This window comes from Pseudomonas linyingensis, assembly GCF_900109175.1.
Taxonomy (GTDB): domain Bacteria; phylum Pseudomonadota; class Gammaproteobacteria; order Pseudomonadales; family Pseudomonadaceae; genus Geopseudomonas; species Geopseudomonas linyingensis.
Genome location: NZ_FNZE01000020.1, coordinates 69,587 through 87,935 on the forward strand (window position 1 = coordinate 69,587; position 18,349 = coordinate 87,935).

General features: G+C 69.0%; 17 protein-coding genes and 1 riboswitch. Of the genes, 15 read left to right on the plus strand and 2 right to left on the minus strand.

What is annotated here, in order from left to right; translation table 11 throughout:
* Positions 1–21: 21 nt before the first annotated feature.
* Positions 22–1,089, minus strand: a complete 1,068-nt coding sequence (locus BMZ19_RS19550; RefSeq protein ID WP_090313259.1) for a putative urea ABC transporter substrate-binding protein — start codon at positions 1,087–1,089, stop codon at positions 22–24.
* 62 nt (positions 1,090–1,151) lie between these two features.
* Positions 1,152–1,261, minus strand: a riboswitch (guanidine-I (ykkC/yxkD leader).
* A 242-nt stretch (positions 1,262–1,503) separates the two neighbouring features.
* On the opposite strand from BMZ19_RS19550, the gene BMZ19_RS19555 reads away from it, so the two are divergent.
* From BMZ19_RS19555 to BMZ19_RS19625, 15 genes are all read left to right on the plus strand, one after another.
* Positions 1,504–2,238: an adenosylcobinamide-GDP ribazoletransferase gene (locus tag BMZ19_RS19555; protein WP_280142184.1), complete on the plus strand. Its 735-nt coding sequence runs from the start codon at positions 1,504–1,506 to the stop codon at positions 2,236–2,238.
* Positions 2,239–2,391: 153 nt separating this feature from the next.
* Positions 2,392–5,706, plus strand: a complete 3,315-nt coding sequence (locus BMZ19_RS19560) for a transglutaminase family protein (protein ID WP_090313260.1) — start codon at positions 2,392–2,394, stop codon at positions 5,704–5,706.
* Positions 5,707–5,812: 106 nt separating this feature from the next.
* Entirely contained in the window at positions 5,813–8,311 is a 2,499-nt protein-coding gene (locus BMZ19_RS19565; protein ID WP_090313261.1) for a circularly permuted type 2 ATP-grasp protein, read from the plus strand.
* Positions 8,308–9,240, plus strand: coding sequence for a transglutaminase family protein (locus BMZ19_RS19570; RefSeq protein WP_170847813.1), 933 nt, complete (start codon positions 8,308–8,310; stop codon positions 9,238–9,240). The genes BMZ19_RS19565 and BMZ19_RS19570 overlap by 4 nt, the downstream gene beginning before the upstream one ends.
* Positions 9,241–9,377: 137 nt before the next feature.
* A complete protein-coding gene (locus BMZ19_RS19575) occupies positions 9,378–10,229 on the plus strand; it encodes a mechanosensitive ion channel family protein (RefSeq protein ID WP_090313262.1) in 852 nt (283 codons plus the stop codon).
* A gap of 133 nt (positions 10,230–10,362) precedes the next feature.
* Positions 10,363–11,643: an amidohydrolase family protein gene (locus BMZ19_RS19580; protein ID WP_090313263.1), complete on the plus strand. Its 1,281-nt coding sequence runs from the start codon at positions 10,363–10,365 to the stop codon at positions 11,641–11,643.
* A gap of 300 nt (positions 11,644–11,943) precedes the next feature.
* Positions 11,944–12,420, plus strand: a complete 477-nt coding sequence (locus tag BMZ19_RS19585) for a cytochrome P460 family protein (RefSeq protein WP_090313264.1) — start codon at positions 11,944–11,946, stop codon at positions 12,418–12,420.
* Between the two features lie 108 nt (positions 12,421–12,528).
* Positions 12,529–12,999: a Na+/H+ antiporter subunit E gene (locus BMZ19_RS19590; RefSeq protein WP_090313265.1), complete on the plus strand. Its 471-nt coding sequence runs from the start codon at positions 12,529–12,531 to the stop codon at positions 12,997–12,999.
* Positions 12,996–13,268, plus strand: a complete 273-nt coding sequence (locus tag BMZ19_RS19595) for an MrpF/PhaF family protein (protein WP_090313266.1) — start codon at positions 12,996–12,998, stop codon at positions 13,266–13,268. The genes BMZ19_RS19590 and BMZ19_RS19595 overlap by 4 nt, the downstream gene beginning before the upstream one ends.
* Positions 13,261–13,563, plus strand: coding sequence for a cation:proton antiporter (locus tag BMZ19_RS19600; RefSeq protein ID WP_090313267.1), 303 nt, complete (start codon positions 13,261–13,263; stop codon positions 13,561–13,563). Before BMZ19_RS19595 ends, BMZ19_RS19600 begins: the two co-directional genes overlap by 8 nt.
* The gene (locus BMZ19_RS19605; protein WP_090313268.1) at positions 13,560–13,823 is read left to right on the plus strand and encodes a Na(+)/H(+) antiporter subunit B; all 264 of its coding nucleotides are present in this window, start codon (positions 13,560–13,562) and stop codon (positions 13,821–13,823) included. Before BMZ19_RS19600 ends, BMZ19_RS19605 begins: the two co-directional genes overlap by 4 nt.
* The gene (locus BMZ19_RS19610) at positions 13,820–14,473 is read left to right on the plus strand and encodes an MnhB domain-containing protein (RefSeq protein ID WP_090313269.1); all 654 of its coding nucleotides are present in this window, start codon (positions 13,820–13,822) and stop codon (positions 14,471–14,473) included. Before BMZ19_RS19605 ends, BMZ19_RS19610 begins: the two co-directional genes overlap by 4 nt.
* Positions 14,473–14,775, plus strand: a complete 303-nt coding sequence (locus tag BMZ19_RS19615; RefSeq protein WP_090313270.1) for an NADH-quinone oxidoreductase subunit K — start codon at positions 14,473–14,475, stop codon at positions 14,773–14,775. Before BMZ19_RS19610 ends, BMZ19_RS19615 begins: the two co-directional genes overlap by 1 nt.
* The gene (locus tag BMZ19_RS19620; RefSeq protein ID WP_090313271.1) at positions 14,768–16,216 is read left to right on the plus strand and encodes a complex I subunit 5 family protein; all 1,449 of its coding nucleotides are present in this window, start codon (positions 14,768–14,770) and stop codon (positions 16,214–16,216) included. The genes BMZ19_RS19615 and BMZ19_RS19620 overlap by 8 nt, the downstream gene beginning before the upstream one ends.
* Complete coding sequence (locus BMZ19_RS19625) at positions 16,213–17,724, plus strand: proton-conducting transporter transmembrane domain-containing protein (protein ID WP_090313272.1); 1,512 nt, start codon at positions 16,213–16,215, stop codon at positions 17,722–17,724. The genes BMZ19_RS19620 and BMZ19_RS19625 overlap by 4 nt, the downstream gene beginning before the upstream one ends.
* A gap of 102 nt (positions 17,725–17,826) precedes the next feature.
* Here the strand turns inward: BMZ19_RS19625 and BMZ19_RS22285 are convergent.
* Positions 17,827–18,349 (minus strand): hypothetical protein (locus tag BMZ19_RS22285; RefSeq protein WP_212633255.1); only part of this gene is annotated, 523 nt, incomplete at its 5' end.

Below are 18,349 nucleotides of genomic sequence, written 5' to 3' on the forward strand. Positions count from 1 at the left end.
CGGGAGAGGGGAGGGAAGCCGTTACAGCTGGCCGTCCGCCGCGAGCTTCATGTAGCTCGGCTCGAAGCGCAGCTTGACGTTGTCGGCGTTGCCGGTGACCAGGCCGCCGGCGAAGCTCATGCCGATGGCCTCGGCATCGGCCGCGCCCTCGCCGAGCAGGCCGTGGGCGAAGGAGAATTCGGCGACCCGGGTCATGGTGTCCTGCAGCTGGGCGCTGCTGGCGAAGGCCACGGCATCCTTGGCCGAATAGAACATGCGGGTGGCGGCCAGCTGCGCCTCGAAGCCGGCCAGGTCGGTGCCGGAGGCCTTGGCCATGTGCTCGCGGGCGGCCTTGCCCTCGGCGCTGTCGGCGGCCATGGTGGCCATGATTTCGTACCAGGCGCCGGCCAGCGCCTTGCCGAAGGCCGGGTTGTCCTTGAGGGTCGCGCTGTTGACCACCATCAGGTCGATGATCTCGCCGGGAATCTGGCTGGAGTCGAACACCTTGCTCACCCCCGGGGTGGCGGCCACTTCGGCCAGCAGCGGGTTCCAGGTGGTGACGGCCTGCACGTCGTCGCTGGCGAAGGCGGCGACCAGGTCGGCGTCGGAGGTGTTGACCACGCTGAGGTCCTTCTCGGCGAGACCGACCGTCTCCAGGCCGCGGGCCAGCAGGTAGTGGGAGACGGACAGCTCGACCAGGTTGACCGGGGTGCCCTTGAGGTCGGCGAGGGTCTTGTTCTCGCCCTTGATCACGATGCCGTCGTTGCCGTCGGAGAAGTCGCCGACGATCAGCGCGGTGGAGTCGACGCCGCCGGCGGCCGGGATGGTCAGCGCGTCCATGTTGGTCATGGTGCAGCCGTCGAACTGGCCGGCGCTGTACTGGTTGATCGACTCGACGTAGTCGTTGATCTGCACCACGTCGATGTCGATGCCGTACTTCTTCGCCCACTTGTCGACGATGCCCTGGCTGTCGCCGTATTCCCACGGCATCCAGCCGGCGTAGATGGTCCAGCAGACGCTGAAGTGTTCCTTGGGAGCGGCCTGGCTGCCGAAGCTGATGGCGGCGGCGAGGCTGGCGGCGAGGGCGGCGAACAGACGGGGCTTGCGCATGGTGTACCTCCGGGGCGGTTGATGGCGGCAGGAGCGGGGCGGCGTAACTGGATACGTCGTTCGTCTCCCGGGCTTTTGTCCCGCCGTGTAACCTCGCTGGAGGTCGCCAACTCTCGGACCAGTCACCCGCGATCGTCTCGATCGGCGGGCCGGAACCCTAGTCGGCCATTTGCAAATTGTGGTGCCGCGACCCCGCTGGGGGTGGCTCCTGCACGAAAGGTTCCTAGCGAAAGGCGTGCCAGTTTTGCCCAGGCCGCGCCGGGCGCGGCCTGCAGCGCTCCGGATCGATTGCCTGCGGTCTGCCTGGGCGCAAGCCTGGTGCGCTGGCGCACCATGATGGCGCGTTTGGTGCCGTCGGCCGCTGCGGGTTAAGGTGGCGCCCCCGAGCCTGTTCGCCACCCCCGGAAGTCCCGCGTGAAAGTCCCGCTGCCCCTGCTAATCGCCCTGCAATTCCTCACCCGTCTGCCGATTCGCCTGCCCGGCATGCCCGCGCCCGCCGCGCTCGGCCGCTCGCTGCTGTGGTATCCGCTGGTCGGCCTGGGGCTTGGTGGCGTGCTGCTGGCGGCGGCCTGGCTGCTGTCGGGCGTGTTCGCCCCGCTGGCGGCGGCGCTGCTGCTGGCGCTGTGGGTGCTGGCCAGTGGCGGCCTGCATCTGGACGGCCTGGCCGACACGGCGGATGCCTGGGTCGGCGGTTTCGGCGACCGCGAACGCACCCTGGCGATCATGAAGGACCCCTGCTGCGGGCCGATCGCCGTGGTGACCCTGCTGCTGGTGCTGCTGCTCAAGTTCGCCGCGCTGTGGGCGCTGCTGGAAAGCGAGCAGTGGCTGGCCCTGCTGCTGGCGCCGTTGCTCGGTCGCAGCGCACTGCTGCTGCTGTTCCTCGGCACGCCCTACGTGCGCGCAGGCGGGCTGGGCAGCGCCATGGCCGCGCACCTGCCGGCGCGGGCCGGCTGGCGCGTGCTGCTGGCGGTGGTGGTGGCGACCCTGCTGTGCGGCTGGCCGGGGCTGCTGGCGCTGGCGAGCGCCGCGCTGCTGTTCGCCCTGTGCCGCCGCGCCCTGTTGCAGCGCATCGGCGGCACCACCGGTGACACGGCGGGCGCGCTGCTGGAGCTGCTGGAGGGTGTGGTGCTGGTGGCATTGGCGCTCTGAGCGCTGTTTTTGTGCATTGACTGAGCCGGTAGTGTGCAGGGTGCCACCTATTGGTGCTTTACTCTGCCGTCAGCTCCCGGCGAGCGCGCCGTTTGGATGTCGGCACAAGTCTTGCGTGGCCGGGCTATCGTCCAGGCTCGCAGGAGGCCCGCTGTGTCGATCCATGTCGCACTGCATCACGTCACCCATTACCGCTACGACCGTCAGGTCAACCTCGGCCCGCAGATCGTTCGTCTGCGCCCGGCCCCGCACAGCCGCACCCGCATCCTCTCCTACGCGCTTAAGGTGCAGCCGGAGGGCCATTTCATCAACTGGCAGCAGGACCCGCAGGGCAACTACCTGGCGCGCCTGGTGTTCCCGGAAAAGACCGGCGAGCTGAAGATCGAGGTCGACCTGGTCGCCGAGATGGCGGTGTTCAACCCCTTCGATTTCTTCCTCGAGCCCTACGCCGAAAAGATTCCCTTCGCCTACACCGCGGGCGAGCGCCTGGAGCTGGCGCCCTACCTGGCGACGCTGCCGGCCACCCCGCTGTTCGCCAAGTACCTGGCCGGCATCGAACGCACGCCGACGCCCAGCGCCGACTTCCTGGTCGCGCTCAACCAGAGTCTGTCCGCCGACATCGGCTACCTGATCCGCCTCGAACCCGGCGTGCAGACGCCCGAGGAAACCCTGCAGAAAGCCTCCGGATCGTGCCGCGACTCGGCCTGGCTGCTGGTGCAGCTGCTACGCCACCTGGGCCTGGCGGCGCGCTTCGTCTCCGGCTACCTGATCCAGCTGACCGCCGACGTCAAGGCCCTCGACGGCCCATCCGGCACCGAGGTGGACTTCACCGACCTGCACGCCTGGTGCGAGGTGTACCTGCCGGGGGCCGGCTGGATCGGCCTCGACCCCACCTCGGGCCTGTTCGCCGGCGAGGGCCACATCCCGCTGGCCTGCAGCCCCGAACCGTCCTCGGCGGCGCCGATCAGCGGCGGCGTCGACCCGTGCGAGTGTGAGTTCTCCCACGAGATGCGCATCGAGCGCGTCTGGGAAGCGCCGCGGGTCACCAAGCCGTACAGCGAGGCGCAGTGGCAGGCCATCGACGCCCTCGGCCAGCAGGTCGACGCCGATCTGCTTGCCGCCGACGTGCGCCTGACCATGGGCGGCGAGCCGACCTTCGTGGCCATCGACTACCCGGACGATGCGGAGTGGAACACCGCCGCGCTCGGCCCCAACAAGCGCCGTCTGGCCGCCGAGCTGTTCCACCGCATGCGCGAGCACTACGCGCCGCACGCGCTGGTGCACTTCGGCCAGGGCAAGTGGTATCCCGGCGAGCAACTGCCGCGCTGGTCGCTGAACTGCTTCTGGCGCAAGGACGGCCAGCCGATCTGGCGCGACGCCGCGTTGCTCGCCGACGAGGCCGCCGACTACGGCGCCGACGCCGAGCTGGCGGCGCGCTTTCTCGAAACCCTCGCCGGCCAGCTGGGCCTGAGTGGCGAGCACGTCTTCCCGGCCTTCGAGGACTGGCTGTACTACCTGTGGCGCGAGCGCAACCTGCCGAGCAACGTCACCCCCGAGGATGCCCGCCTGGGCGACCCGCTGGAGCGCGAGCGCCTGCGCAAGGTGTTCAGCGCCGGGCTCGGCGCAGTGGTCGGCCATGTGCTGCCGCTGGCGCGCAGCGACGATGGCGCGCGCTGGATCAGCGGCTCCTGGTTCCTGCGCGACGAGCGCTGCCGCTTGGTGGCCGGCGACTCGCCGCTGGGCTATCGCCTGCCGCTGGACGCGCAACCCTGGGTGCGCGCCAGCGACTACCCCTACGTGTCGCCGCTCGACCCCAACCAGGCGTTCGCGGCGTTGCCCGACAGCCGGGCCATCGAGCAGCAGCTACAGGCGCCGGCCAAGCCGGCGCGCGGCCGCAAGGTCGACAAGACCGACAAGCTGGCCGAAGCCGCGCCGGCGCCGTTCGAGTCCGCCGCCGACATCGTGCGCACCGCGCTGTGCGCCGAGCCGCGCGACGGTCGCCTGTACCTGTTCCTGCCGCCGCTGCAGCGCCTGGAGGACTACCTGCAGCTGGTCGCCGCCATCGAGGCGACCGCCGCCGAGCTGCGCTGCCCGGTGCTGCTGGAAGGCTACGAGCCGCCGGCCGACCCGCGCCTCAGCCACTTCCGCGTCACCCCCGATCCGGGGGTGATCGAGGTCAACATCCACCCGGCGGCGAGCTGGGCAGAGCTGGTCGAGCGCACCGAATTCCTCTACGAGGCGGCGCGGCTGACCCGGCTGTCGTCGGAGAAGTTCATGATCGACGGCCGCCACACCGGCACCGGCGGCGGCAACCACTTCGTCCTCGGCGGCGCCACCCCGGCCGACTCGCCGTTCCTGCGCCGTCCCGACCTGCTGCGCAGCCTAGTCAGCTACTGGCACAATCACCCGTCGCTGTCCTACCTGTTCAGCGGCCTGTTCATCGGCCCGACCTCGCAGGCGCCGCGGGTGGACGAGGCGCGCAACGACGCGCTGTACGAGCTGGAGATCGCCTTCGCGCAGATCCCCGAGCCGGGCGCCGATTGCCCGCCGTGGCTGGTCGATCGCCTGCTGCGCAATCTGCTGGTCGACCTCACCGGCAACACCCACCGCGCCGAGTTCTGCATCGACAAGCTGTACTCGCCCGATTCGTCCTCCGGCCGCCTCGGCCTGCTCGAGCTGCGCGCCTTCGAGATGCCGCCCCATGCGCGCATGAGCCTGGCCCAGCAGGTGCTGCTGCGCGCGCTGGTGGCGCGCTTTTGGCATCAACCCTACCGTCCGCAGCGCCTGGTGCGCTGGGGCACCGAGCTGCACGACCGCTTCCTGCTGCCGCACTTCATCGAGCAGGACTTCAACGACGTGCTGCACGAACTCAACGAGTACGGCTACGCGGTGCGCGCCGAGTGGTTCGCGCCGCACTTCGCCTTCCGCTTCCCCAAGCTCGGCGACTTCGCCGTGCAGGGCATCGACCTGGAGCTGCGCCAGGCGCTGGAGCCCTGGCACGTGCTGGGCGAGGAGGGCGCGCCCGGAGGCACCGTGCGTTACGTGGACTCCTCGCTGGAGCGCGTGCAGGTCTGCGTCAGCGGCATGGCCCCGGACCGCTACGTGCTGACCTGCAACGGCGTGCCGGTGCCGCTGTGCTCCACCGGCAAGGTCGGCGAGTTCGTCGGCGGCGTGCGCTACCGCGCCTGGCAGCCGGCCAACTGCCTGCAGCCGACCATCGGCGTGCACGCGCCGCTGGTGTTCGACCTGGTCGATACCTGGATGCAGCGCTCGCTGGGCGGTTGCCAGTACCATGTCGCCCATCCGGGCGGGCGCAACTACGAGACCCTGCCGGTCAACGCCTACGAGGCGGAAAGCCGGCGCCTGGCGCGCTTCTTCCACCACGGCCATACCCCGGGCAAGCTGGTGCCGCGTGCGCCGGTGGTCAACCACGAACTGCCGATGACCCTGGACCTGCGTCGCGTGTGACGCCCAGCCAGCCGCAGGACGGGTTGGCGGGTTGTCGCCGTTGGCCTGCCCGACCCTGCGGACTGCGCGGCGTTACCGCGCTGTCAGGAAGATCGCCGAGTACCCCATGTCCGACCTGCTAGCCGACTACCCGCGCAACGCCGCGGCCTATCACGAACTGCTCGACGCCAAGGGTGCGGTGCGTCCGCACTGGCGGCAGCTGCTCGCCCATCTGCAGCGCTGCTCGCCGGCGCAGTTGCGCCAGCGTCAGGCCCTGCTGGCCCGGCAGATCCAGGAAAACGGCGTGACCTACAACGTCTACGCCGAGCCCGACGGCGCCGACCGGCCGTGGGAGCTGGACCTGCTGCCCAACATCATCCCGGCCGAGGAGTGGGCCGAGCTGGCCGCCGGAGTGGCGCAGCGGGCGACCCTGCTCAACGCGGTGCTGGCCGACATCTACGGCCCGCAGCAACTGCTCGCCGAGGGCCTGCTGCCGAGCGACCTGGTGTTCGGCCACGACAACTATCTGTGGCCCTGCCAGGGCCTGCAGCCGCCGGGCGGCACCTGGCTGCACGTCTACGCGGTGGATCTGGCGCGCTCGCCGGACGGCCGCTGGTGGGTCACCGCCGACCGTACCCAGGCGCCGTCCGGGGCGGGCTACGCGCTGGAGAACCGGCAGATCGTCTCGCGGGCGTTTCCCGAGCTGTACCGCGACCTGCGCGTGCAGTACCTGGCCGGCTACTTCCGCACCCTGCAGGACACCCTGGCGCGCCAGGCACCGAGCGACGGCGAGACGCCGCTGGTGGTGCTGCTGACCCCGGGGCGCTTCAACGAGACCTACTTCGAGCACCTCTACCTGGCGCGCCAGCTCGGCTATCCGCTGGTCGAGGGCAGCGACCTGACCGTGCGCGACAGCACCGTCTACCTGAAGACCCTCGGCGGGCTGAAACGCGTGCATGCGCTACTGCGCCGCCTCGACGACGACTTCTGCGACCCGCTGGAGCTGCGCACCGACTCGGCGCTGGGCGTGCCGGGGCTGCTGGATGCGGTGCGCCAGGGCCGCGTGCTGGTGGCCAATGCCCTGGGCAGCGGCGTGCTGGAATCGCCCGGCCTGCCGGGATTTCTGCCGCTAATCTGCGAAAGGCTGCTCGGCGCGGAACTGCAGCTGCCGTCCATCGCCAGCTGGTGGTGCGGCGAGCCGCCGGTGCTGGAAGAAGCGCTGGAAAAGCTGCCCGAGCTGCTGATCCGCGCCGCCTTTCCCTCGCAGCACTTCGCCCCGCAGTTCGGTCCCGAGCTGGATGCCGGTCAGCGCGCGGCGCTGGCCGAGCGCCTGCGCCAGCGGCCCTACGCCTATGTCGGCCAGGAGCGTCCGCTGCTCTCGCAGGCGCCGATCTGGCAGGCCGAGAGCGGCCGTCTGGAAGCGCGCCCGATCGGCATGCGCGTGTTCGCCGTCGCCGGTCCCGACGGCTACCGGGTGATGCCCGGTGGCCTGACCCGCGTGGCGGCCAGCGCCAGTGCGCGCACCCTGTCGATGCAGTGGGGCGGGGCGAGCAAGGACACCTGGGTGCTCGGCGAGCGGCACATCGGCAGCGAGCCCTGGCAATGGGGGCGTGTGCTGGGCGTCGGGGACGTGGTGCGCAGCGACCCCTACCTGCCGTCGCGGGTGGTGGAAAACCTGTTCTGGTTCGGCCGCTACTGCGAGCGCTGCGAAGGCGGTGCGCGCCTGCTGCGCATCCTGCTGGCGCGCTATGTGGATGACGATGACGACCCGCAGGCCCTCAACGCGGCGCTGACCGTGGCGGAAACCCTCGGCCTGCTGCCCCCGGTCGGCGACGAAGATGCCAGCCTGGAGACGCGCCTGCTGCAGGCGGTGCTCGCCAAGGACTGGCCGGCCAGCCTGTACGTCGCCCTGCAGCACCTGCAGTGGGCCGCCGCCAGCGTGCGCGGCAAGCTGTCGCGGGAGAACTGGCAGGCGCTGGTGGAGCTGCACAAGGAGGCGCAGGGGCTGGACAGCGAGGAAGCCGACCCCGGTGCGCTGCTGGAATTTCTCGATCGCCTGCTGATGTCGATGGCGGCGCTGTCCGGCTTCGCCCTCGACGACATGACCCGCGACGACGGCTGGCGCTTCCTGATGATCGGCCGGCGCATCGAGCGCCTGCAGTTCCTCGCCGAGAGCATCGCCGACTTCGTCGCCGGCCCGGCGGCGCAGGACCAGTCGGCGCTGGCCTGGCTGCTCGAGCTGGGCAACAGCAGCATCACCTATCGCACCCGCTACCTGGCCGCGCCACAGCTGATTCCGGTACTCGACCTGCTGGTGCTCGACGCGCAGAACCCGCATGCCGTGCTGTTCCAGCTGCGTTCGCTGCTGCGCTCGCTGGCAAGCCTCGGCGAACGCTTCGAGCTGAGCGAGGAGGCGGGCCTGCAGTCGCTGACCGCCCGCCTGGCCGCCTTCGATCTGGGGCCGCTGGAGTACAACCCGCTGGCCAGCGCCGGCAGCACGGCGGTTCTGGCGGTACTGGCCGCGCAACTGCTGGAGGTCGCCGCCGCGGCCGGACAGCTTTCCGATCACCTTGGCCTGCGCTTCTTCGTGCACGTCGACGCCAGCCAGCAGACCCAGTCTCTATGAACAGTGCAGTTGTCATTAGCGGCGCCCACTACCGGATTGTCCACGACACCCACTACCACTACTCGGCGCCGGTATCGCTGGCCCAGCAGCTGGCCCACCTGTGGCCGCGCGAGAGTCCCTGGCAGCGCTGCCGCAGTCGCCAGCTGAGCGTCAGCCCCGAGCCGACGCGGCGTGTCGACGGCCTCGACGTGTTCGGCAACCCGCTGACCCGCCTGGCCTTCGAGCGCCCCCACGACGAACTCAAGGTCTGCGCCCGCCTCGACGTGGCGGTGCTGCCGCGTCCCGCCCTGCAGCTGGCCGACTCTCCGGCCTGGGAGCGGGTGCGCCTGGAGCTGAGCTATTCGGGCAAGCGCCTCGGCGTGGAGGAGCTGGAGGCGGCGCGCTTCCGCTTCGAGTCGCCCTACGTGAACCTCAAGCAGAACTTCGTCGCCTGGGCCGACGACTGCTTCGTTCCCGGCCGGCCGCTGCTGCTGGCGGTGCAGGCGCTGATGGCGAAGATCTTCAGCGAGTTCACCTACGATGCCGCCGCCACCCAGGTGGCCACCCCGCTGGCGCAGGTGCTCGAGGAAAAGCGCGGGGTGTGCCAGGACTTCGCCCACCTGATGCTCGCCTGTCTGCGCTCGCGGGGCCTGGCGGCGCGCTACGTCAGCGGCTACCTGCTGACCCAGCCGCCAGCCGGCAAGCCGCGGCTGATCGGTGCCGACGCCTCGCACGCGTGGATCGCGGTGTGGTGCCCGCAGCTCGGCTGGGTCGACTTCGACCCCACCAACAACCTGATCCCGGCGCTGGAGCACATCACCCTGGCCTGGGGCCGCGATTTCGGCGACGTCTCGCCGCTGCGCGGGGTGATCCTCGGCGGCGGCAGTCACGATCCCGAGGTCAGCGTGACGGTGATGCCGCTGGAAGAGGCGCTGGCGCGGGGCGTGTGAGGGGTATCCGTTGGGGGCAGGGCGGCTTGGCAGCTGCCGACGCAGCGTGCGCCGTCCCGGCGACGCTGCTGGCGTAGCGGTTTTCCGGGTGCGTGCTAGCGTTTCAGGAGTCAGCCCCTTCGCGCAGGTTATCCACCGTGGACGAAAACAATCTGATCAGTGCCGGTACCGAAAAGGCCAGCCAGCTATGGCAACTGGTCGCCGACTACGGTGCGGCCTTCGCCGTGAAGATTCTCGCCGCCATCGCCTTCTGGGTGGTCGGTCGCTGGCTGATCGGCGTCGCCGTCGGCCTGGTGCAGAAGACCCTCGGCAACCAGCGGGTCGACCCGACTGTGCTGCGCTACCTCGGCTCGTTCATCACCGTCACCCTCAACATCCTGCTGGTGATCGGCATCCTCGGTTATTTCGGCGTGCAGACCACCACCTTCGCCGCGCTGATCGCCGCGGTCGGCCTGGCCATCGGCATGGCCTGGTCGGGGCTGCTGGCCAATCTGGCCGCTGGTGGCTTCATCATCGTCCTGCGCCCGTTCAAGGTCGGCGACTTCATCAGCGCCGGCGGGGTGACCGGCACGGTCACCGAGATCGGCCTGTTCGCCACCACCATCACCACCCCGGACAACGTGCTGACTCTGGTGGGCAACAACAAGATCTTTGCCGACAACATCCTCAACTACACGGCCAACCCGTTCCGCCGCGTCGAGCTCAAGGCCCAGCTGTCCGGTGCCACCGACTGGAAGGCCGCCGCCGCCCTGCTCAAGGAACGCATCGCCAGCCTCGACAACGTGCTGGCCGATCCGCCGGTGGAGGTGGCAATCCTCGACTTCAACCTGGTCGGCCCGGTGCTGGCCGTGCGCCCCTTCTGTCACAACGACCACTACTGGCAGGTCTACTTCGACACCAACCGGGTGATCAAGGACGCTCTCGGCGAGGCCGGCTTCCCGGCACCGATGCCGGCGCAGATGGTGATCATGCAGCAGGCTGGCGGTTAACGGCGCTGCACAGTGCCGATCCTGCTGGAGTGAAGGCGCGGGGATGGGCCGCGCCCATGGCAATCGTGGCCAGTCCCTGCAATGCTCGGCTCGAACGCTCCACCCCTGGGGCGCCCACTGCAAGGAAGCCCCCGTGCTCGATCTCATTGTCCGCAACTGCACCCTGCCCGATGGCCGCAGCGGCCTCGACATCGCCATCCGCGACGGCCGCATCGTCGCCCTGCAGCCCCTACTGGCCGCCAGCGCCGCCGAGGAGCTGGACGCCGCAGGCCAGTTGGTCAGCCCGCCCTTCGTCGACGCCCACTTCCACATGGACGCCACCCTGTCCTACGGCCTGCCGCGGGTGAATGCCTCCGGCACCCTGCTCGAAGGCATCGCCCTGTGGGGCGAGCTGAAGCCGCAGCTGACCCAGGAGGCGCTGGTCGAGCGCGCCCTGCAGTACTGCGACTGGGCGGTGGCCAAGGGCCTGCTGGCGATCCGCAGCCACGTCGATGTCTGCGATCCGCGCCTGCTGGCGGTGGAGGCGCTGCTGTACGTGAAGGAGAAGGTCAAACCCTGGCTGGACCTGCAACTGGTCGCCTTCCCGCAGGACGGCCTGCTGCGCAGCGCCGGCGCGCTGGACAACCTCAAGCGCGCGCTGGACCTGGGCGTCGAGGTGGTCGGCGGCATCCCGCACTTCGAGCGGACCATGGCCGACGGCGCCGAATCGGTGCGCATCCTCTGCGAACTGGCCGCCGAGCGGGGCCTGCGCGTCGACATGCACTGCGACGAGTCGGACGACCCGCTGTCGCGGCACATCGAGACGCTCGCCAGCCACACCCAGCGCCTCGGTCTCGGCGGTCGGGTCACCGGCTCGCACCTGACCTCGATGCACTCGATGGACAACTACTACGTCTCCAAGCTGCTGCCGCTGATCGCCGAGGCCGGCGTCGCCGCGGTGGCCAACCCGCTGATCAACATTACCCTGCAAGGCCGCCACGACAGCTACCCGAAGCGCCGCGGCATGACCCGCGTGCCCGAACTGCTCGCCGCCGGCATTCCGGTCGCCTTTGGCCACGACTGCGTGATGGACCCTTGGTACAGCCTGGGCAGCGCCGACATGCTGGAGGTTGCCCACATGGGCCTGCACGTGGCGCAGATGACCGGCCAGAACGCCATGCGCGCCTGCTTCTCCGCGGTGACCAGCACCCCCGCTGCGATCCTCGGCCTGGACGGCTACGGCCTGGAGCCCGGCTGCCGCGCCGACCTGGTACTGCTGCAGGCGCGCGACCCGATCGAGGCGATCCGCCTGCGCGCCACCCGCCTGGCGGTGGTACGCGGCGGGCGCATCGTCGCCCGCACGCCCCCGGCAGTGGCCAGCCTGACACTGCCGGGGCGGCCGGCGACGGTGGACTGGCAGACGCTCCGGCCCTGACGTCTCGGCACGGGCGGGCGAGTCGGTCGACCAGCCAGGGCCTGTTTTGACAGGGATCTGTGGCGCTCCTACGCTGCTGATGCATCGACTCGATGCATGAGTGTCCAGGCCGGCCGCAAGCAGGGTGTCGTTTGTCCCTGCGGTGTGTGCGGCGGGTGCGGTTGTCGGGGTGTCGAGGCGGTGTTCCAGGGCGATTCCCGTGGGGGGCGAGTCGAGTCGCCTTTGTTCGGGCAATCCAGGGTCGGTCCGTTCTCGGTGGCTGCGCTGCGGCCCCGGCCGACCCGCAACGAGGAACACGTCATGAAATCGCTGCTGTTTGCCCTGTTGACCGTGCTGCCCGCCTCCGCGGCGCTGGCCGCGGACCCCGAGGTTCCCTATCCGAGCGGCTACCGGCATTGGCAGCACGTCAAGAGCATGGTGATCGAGCAGGGCCACCCGCTGTTCGATGCTTTCGGCGGTATTCATCATATCTATGCCAATGCGTCGGCTCTGGAAGGCTACCAGGCCGGCAAGTTTCCCGATGGCGCAGTCATCGTCTTCGACCTGCTGGAGGCCAATCGCGCCGACAGTGCGGTGACCGAGGGCGCGCGCAAGGTGGTCGGGGTGATGCACAAGGATGCGCAGAAGTACGCCGCCACCGGCGGCTGGGGCTTCGAAGGCTTCGCCGGCGGCGACCCGTCCAAGCGCGCAGTTGGCGCCAACGCGGCGACCGCCTGCTATGCCTGCCACGCTCCCGAGAAAGACCGCGACTACGTGTTCAGCCGTCCGCGCGATTGAGCCGTCTCGGCGCACAGCGGTGATGGCCTTCTTCGGCGTTGCGCGCCTGTGCGCCGCGGGCCACGTCGTGCTGATTGGCGGCGGCGAGCATCTCAGGACTGCCGCGCCATGATCCGCGCCATGCTCCAGCGCAGCCTGCTGTTCGCCCTGCTCTGGTGGGTGCTGGTGGAGGGGCGCCCGGACAGCTGGGGCCTCGGCCTGCTCGCGATCTGCGCGGCCCTGTGGGCGAGCCTGCGCCAGCTGCCTCCCGGCTCGAGACGCCTCAGTCTGACGGGGTTGCTCGGCTATCTGACCTTCTTCGTCAGCAACTCCGTGCGCGGCGGGGCGCAGGTCGCGTGGATGGCATTGCGCGGTCGCCAGGCGCTGCAGCCAGCCATACTGGAGTGGGAGATGGCCTTGCCGCCCGGTGCGCCCAGCGTGCTGTTGCTCAACACGCTGGGGCTGATGCCCGGCACCCTCGGAGTGGAGCTGACCGATGACCGCTTGCGCATTCATGTGGTCGATGAGCGTCTGCCGATCCTTGCCGAGGTGGCGGTACTGGAAGCGCACATTGCGCGGATGTTCGGAGTCGGCACATGACCGGATTGGAAATGCCCGTCGCGCTGTTCCTGCTTGCCAATCTGCTGGTGGCGCTGCTGGTTGCCGCGCACGGCCCGACCGCCGCCGACCGCATGCTGGTGGCACTGCTGTTCGGCACTACCGGGGTGGGCATCCTCGTTCTGCTGGCCCGCGCCGGGGGAAGGGGAGCGCTGGTCGACGTGGCGCTGGTCATCGCGCTGCTGGCCGCGATCACCGGCATCGCCTTCGCCCGGCGCGCCTGGCATGACAAGGAACACCCCGATGCTTGAAATGGCGAGTGGCGGCCTGCTCTGCATCGGTGCCTTCTTCTTCTTCGCCGGCACCCTCGGCCTGCTGCGCTTTCCCGACGTCTACTGCCGGCTGCACGCGCTGGCCAAGGCGGACAATCTCGGCCTCGGCTGCCTGCTGCTGGGGCTGGCGCTGCAAGCGGACAGTCTGGCTGCGGCCCTGAAACTGCTGCTGATCTGGCCGCTGGGGCTCGCCGCCAGTGCCGGGGTCAGCTATGCGATCGCCCGCCGTGCCGATGCGCTGGGCATCGCCCCGTGGCGGAGGAAGGACCCGTGAGCCTCGCCCTCGGCTTCGACCTGCTGCTGGCCAGCGCCCTGCTGTGGAGTGCCTGGCGCGCCCTCACCACGGTCAGGCTGGACCACGCGGTGGTGGTGTTCATCGTCTTCGGCCTGCTGATGGCGCTGGCCTGGGCGCGCCTGCAGGCCCCGGACATCGGTCTGGCCGAGGCGGCCATCGGTGCCGGGCTGAGCGGCGCGCTGCTGCTGGATGCCTACGGCGCGCTGCGCCGACGCGAAGCCGAGAGGAAGGCGCCATGAAGCGGCTGGTGGTCATCGCCGCCGCCCTGGCCTTCAGTCTGGCGCTGATCGCTACCCTGCTCGAATTGCCCGCGGCGACGATCGACCTGCGCCCGGCCGTGGCGGAGAACCTGGCGGCCAGCGGCGTGGCCCATCCGGTCACCGCCGTGCTGCTCAACTACCGCGGCTACGACACGCTGCTGGAAATCGCCGTGCTGCTGCTCGCCCTGTTTGGCATCCTGGCGCTTGGACTCGAGCGGCAGGTCTGCACCCTGCGCGCTGCCGAACGGCCGTTGCAGTTGCTGGCGCGCCTGGCCTCTCCGCTGATGGTCGTCGTTGCCGTCTACCTGCTGTGGGCCGGTGCCTGGCGACCGGGCGGGGCCTTCCAGGCCGGAGCTGTGCTGGCGGCCGCGGCCGTGTTGCTGCATCTCACCGAACTGCTGCCGGGCTGGCTGCAGCCGAGCGCCAGACTGCGCTGGGGGTTGGCCGGAGGCTTCCTCCTGTTTCTCGGCGTGGCGACGGCCATGCTGGCCCGCGGGGCACTGCTGGAGTACCCGCCGGCCCATGCCGGAGCGCTGATCCTGTTGATCGAAGCCGGTCTGACGTTCTCCCTCGGCCTGATCCTCGCCGGCCTGTTCCTGTTCATGACCTGCGACGAGGGGGGCGACTGATGACCAGCGGCCTGCTGTTCGCCATCGTCGGGGTGCTCCTGTTCACCATGGGCGGCGCCGGCGTGCTGCTCCTCGACCACCTGCTGCGGCGCATCCTCGCCTTCAACCTGATGGGCAGCGGCGCCTTCCTGGTTCTGGTCGGCCTTGCCCAGCGCCACGACGTGGCTGATCCGGTACCCCAGGCCATGGTCCTTACCGGCATCGTCGTCGCCGTGGCCGCCACCGCACTGGCCCTGGCCCTGGCGCGCCGCCTGCATGCACTGACGGGGCGCATGGAGCTGCCCGAGGCGGACGATGACTGACCCCGGCGCGTTGATGGTCTGGCTGATCCTGCTGCCGCTCGCCTGGGCCTGCCTGGCCTTCCTCCTCGGCTCTGGGCGTGGCGCGCAAGCGGCGATCATCGGCCTGGGGCTGCAACTGGGGCTGACCCTGTTGCTGGCGGTCATGCTGTCGGGCGCTGGCGCGGCCAGCCATGCCGTCGGCGGCTGGCCGGCGCCGCTGGGCATCGCCCTGGCGGCGGACGGCCTGTCGGTGCTGATGTTGCTGCTCACCCAGCTGATCGCCCTGCCGCTGGCCGTCTATGCGCACGCCTACTTTGCCGCCGGCAGCGTGGAGGGCCGCTACTTCTGGCCGCTGACCGGCATCCTGCTGGCCGGCCTCAATGGGTTGTTCCTCTCCGCTGACCTGTTCAATCTCTACGTGACCCTCGAACTGGTCGGCCTGTCCGCCGTCGGTCTGGTCGCCGCAGGCGGCGGGGTGAGCCAGGTCGCCGCCGCGCTGCGCTACCTGTTCGCCGCCCTGGTCGGTTCCGGCGCCTATCTGCTCGGCGTGGCGCTGATCTATGGCGCCTACGGCACGGTATCGCTGGAAACCCTCGGGCCGCTGGTCGTGGCCGAGGCGCCGCGCGCGGTGTGGCTCGCCGGCGGCCTGATGCTGGTCGGGCTGATGCTCAAGACCGCACTGTTTCCCTTCCACTACTGGCTGCCGTCCGCCCACGGCGGCGCGCCGGCGCCGGTTTCCGCGCTGCTGTCGGCGCTGGTGGTCAAGGCGTCGTTCTACCTGATCCTGCGTCTGTGGCTGGACCCGTTCGGCGCCCTGGTGGCACGCGCCGAACTGCTCGCCTGGCTGCCGATGACGCTCGGCTCGGCAGCGATCCTGTGGGGCTCCTGGAAGGCGATCCGCGCCCCGCGCATCAAGATGCTGATCGCCTATTCGACCGTGGCGCAGCTCGGCTACCTGTTCCTGATCTTTCCGCTGTTGGGCACTGCCGGGGCGCGGCAGGCCGGCATGATGCATGTCTTCGCTCACGGCCTGGCCAAGGCCGCCATGTTCACGGCGGCAGGCGTGCTGATCAAGGTTACCGGGCAGGATACGGTGGCCGGATTGGCCGGGGTGGCAGGGCGCCGCCCCTTGAGTCTGTATGCCTTCGGGCTGGCCGGCATCACCATCATGGGCCTGCCGCCCTCGTCGGGCTTTCTCGCCAAGTGGCTGCTGATCGAGGCGGCGCTGCAACAGGGACACTGGATCATCGCCCTGATGGTGCTGGTCGGTGGTCTGCTGGCGACGGCCTACGTGTTCCGCGTGCTGCGCCAGGCCTTCCTGCGCGCGCCGCGGGCGGGCGAGCTGGTGGCGGTGCCGCGTACCCTGGAGCTGATGGCCTTCGTGCTGGCGGCGGCGAGCGTGCTGCTCGGACTGCGCGGTGTCGAGCTGATGGCGCTGCTGTCCATCGGGAGCGCGGCATGACCAGCCACGAGTTGTTGCCGCTGGCGGTGCTGGCCTCGTCGCTGCTGCCCGGCCTGCTCATCTTCGTCCTGCCGGAAGCCCGCCACGGCCTGCGTACGGCGCTCAACCTGTTTGCCGCGATTACCAAGCTGGTGCTGGTCGGCATCCTGATCGCCGGCGTGCATGCCGGCGAGGCCTACCAGGTCCGCTTTGCCGTGCTGCCCGGCCTCGATCTGGCCCTGAATGCCGATGCCCTGGGCATGCTGTTCATCACCCTGTCGGCGATTCTCTGGCTGTTCACCACCCTGTACGCCATCGGCTACCTGGAGGGCAAGCCGCACCGCAGCCGCTTCTTCGGCTTCTTCAGCGTCTGCGTCACTGCCACCATGGGCATCGCCATGGCCGCCAACCTGTTCACCTTCTTCGTCTTCTACGAGCTGCTGACCCTGTCCACCTTTCCCCTGGTGGTCCATAGCGGCAACGCCAAGGCGTTGCGGGCGGGCGCCATCTACCTGGCCTACACGTTGATCGGCGGCACGCTGCTGCTGACCGGCATCGTCTGGCTGAACCACCTGCTGGGGCATACCGAGTTCGCCCACGGTGGCATCGCAGAGGCCCTGGAGGCCGAACATGGCGGCGAGCTGAGGATCATCTTCCTGCTGCTGATCGTCGGCCTCGGCGTCAAGGCCGCGCTGGTGCCGCTGCACGGCTGGCTGCCCCAGGCCATGGTCGCCCCCGCGCCCGTCTCCGCCCTGCTGCACGCGGTGGCTGTGGTCAAGGCCGGCGCCTTCGGCATCGCCCGCGTCGTCTACGAGGTCTATGGCGTCGAACTCACCCAGTCCCTCGGCCTGCTCACCCCGCTGGCGATCGCCGCGGCGATCACCATCGTCTGGGGCAGCCTGCGCGCGCTGTTCCAGGACGACCTCAAGCGGCGCCTGGCCTACTCGACGGTGAGCCAGGTGTCCTACATCGTGCTCGGCGTCGCCCTGTTCGGCCCCATCGGCAGCATCGGCGGCCTGGTGCACCTGGTTCACCAGGGCATCATGAAGATCACCCTGTTCTTCTGCGCCGGCAACTACGCCGAGGCCCTCGGCATCCACAAGGTGAGCGAGATGGACGGCGTCGGCCGGCGCATGCCGCTGACCACCCTGGCGTTCAGCATCGCCGCCCTGAGCATGATGGGCGTGCCGTTCACCGCCGGCGCGGTGAGCAAGGCCTGGCTGATGGAGGGGGCGACGGTGGCCGGCATGCACTGGGCGATCTGGGTGCTGTGGGCTTCCAGCCTGCTCAATGCCGCCTACTTCCTGCCGATCCTCTGGCGCGCCTGGTTCCGCCACAGACCCTTCGCCTGGCCGCACGAGCCGACCCACACGCGGCAGTGGTACCACACCGCCTGGCTGCTGCTCATGCCGCCGCTGGTCACCGCCACCGCGGTGCTGGCCGCCGGCCTGTTCGCCGACACGGCCTGGAGCCCGCTGGCCTGGGCGCAGCTAATAGCCGAGCGGGAGTACCGGCTGGAAATACCGTGAGGTCACGGATGGGCTGATATGCGAATGCAATCGCACTGACGACAGGGTTGGAACAGGGTTGCTCACCACTTGTGGGGAGAGTCCATATGCGCATTGTTATACTTACTCGGGATTAAAGTTTTTGGTTTCATAGGGGCTTTCACTAATATTAAATTCTTTTGCTTTCCATGAGTTTTCTGGTTTGTACATGGCTATTGATAAAAATGCAGGATTTTCTTGGAATCCAATAAAATAGCTTAGGGTCGCGTAGCGCCCATCAATGCTTTTTTCTGACAGCAGTTTGTGAAAGCGATAATCCCCATATTTTTCGAGTTTGGCAGAGATATTTGATTTTTCAGCAAGCCCTTGAGGTGTGCTCCAGTAGGTTTTTCCGGGATAAAGATGGTCGACTGCTTTTTGAAATTTTTTGGCTGCGATCATTTTTATGAAATTTTCGGGAATTTCGTCGTAGTTTTCCGCCGCAAAGGCGTTGGCACTAACTGATAGAAAAGCGGAAAGAAATATTGGTGCGATTGCTTTCATGCTGGCTTTGATCTTGCCCAGCAGTCGTGGACACGGGTTTAAGCACTCATCCGGGCCTCGAAGGCCTCCGGGCTGATGTGCCCCAACGTGCTGTGACGCCGCT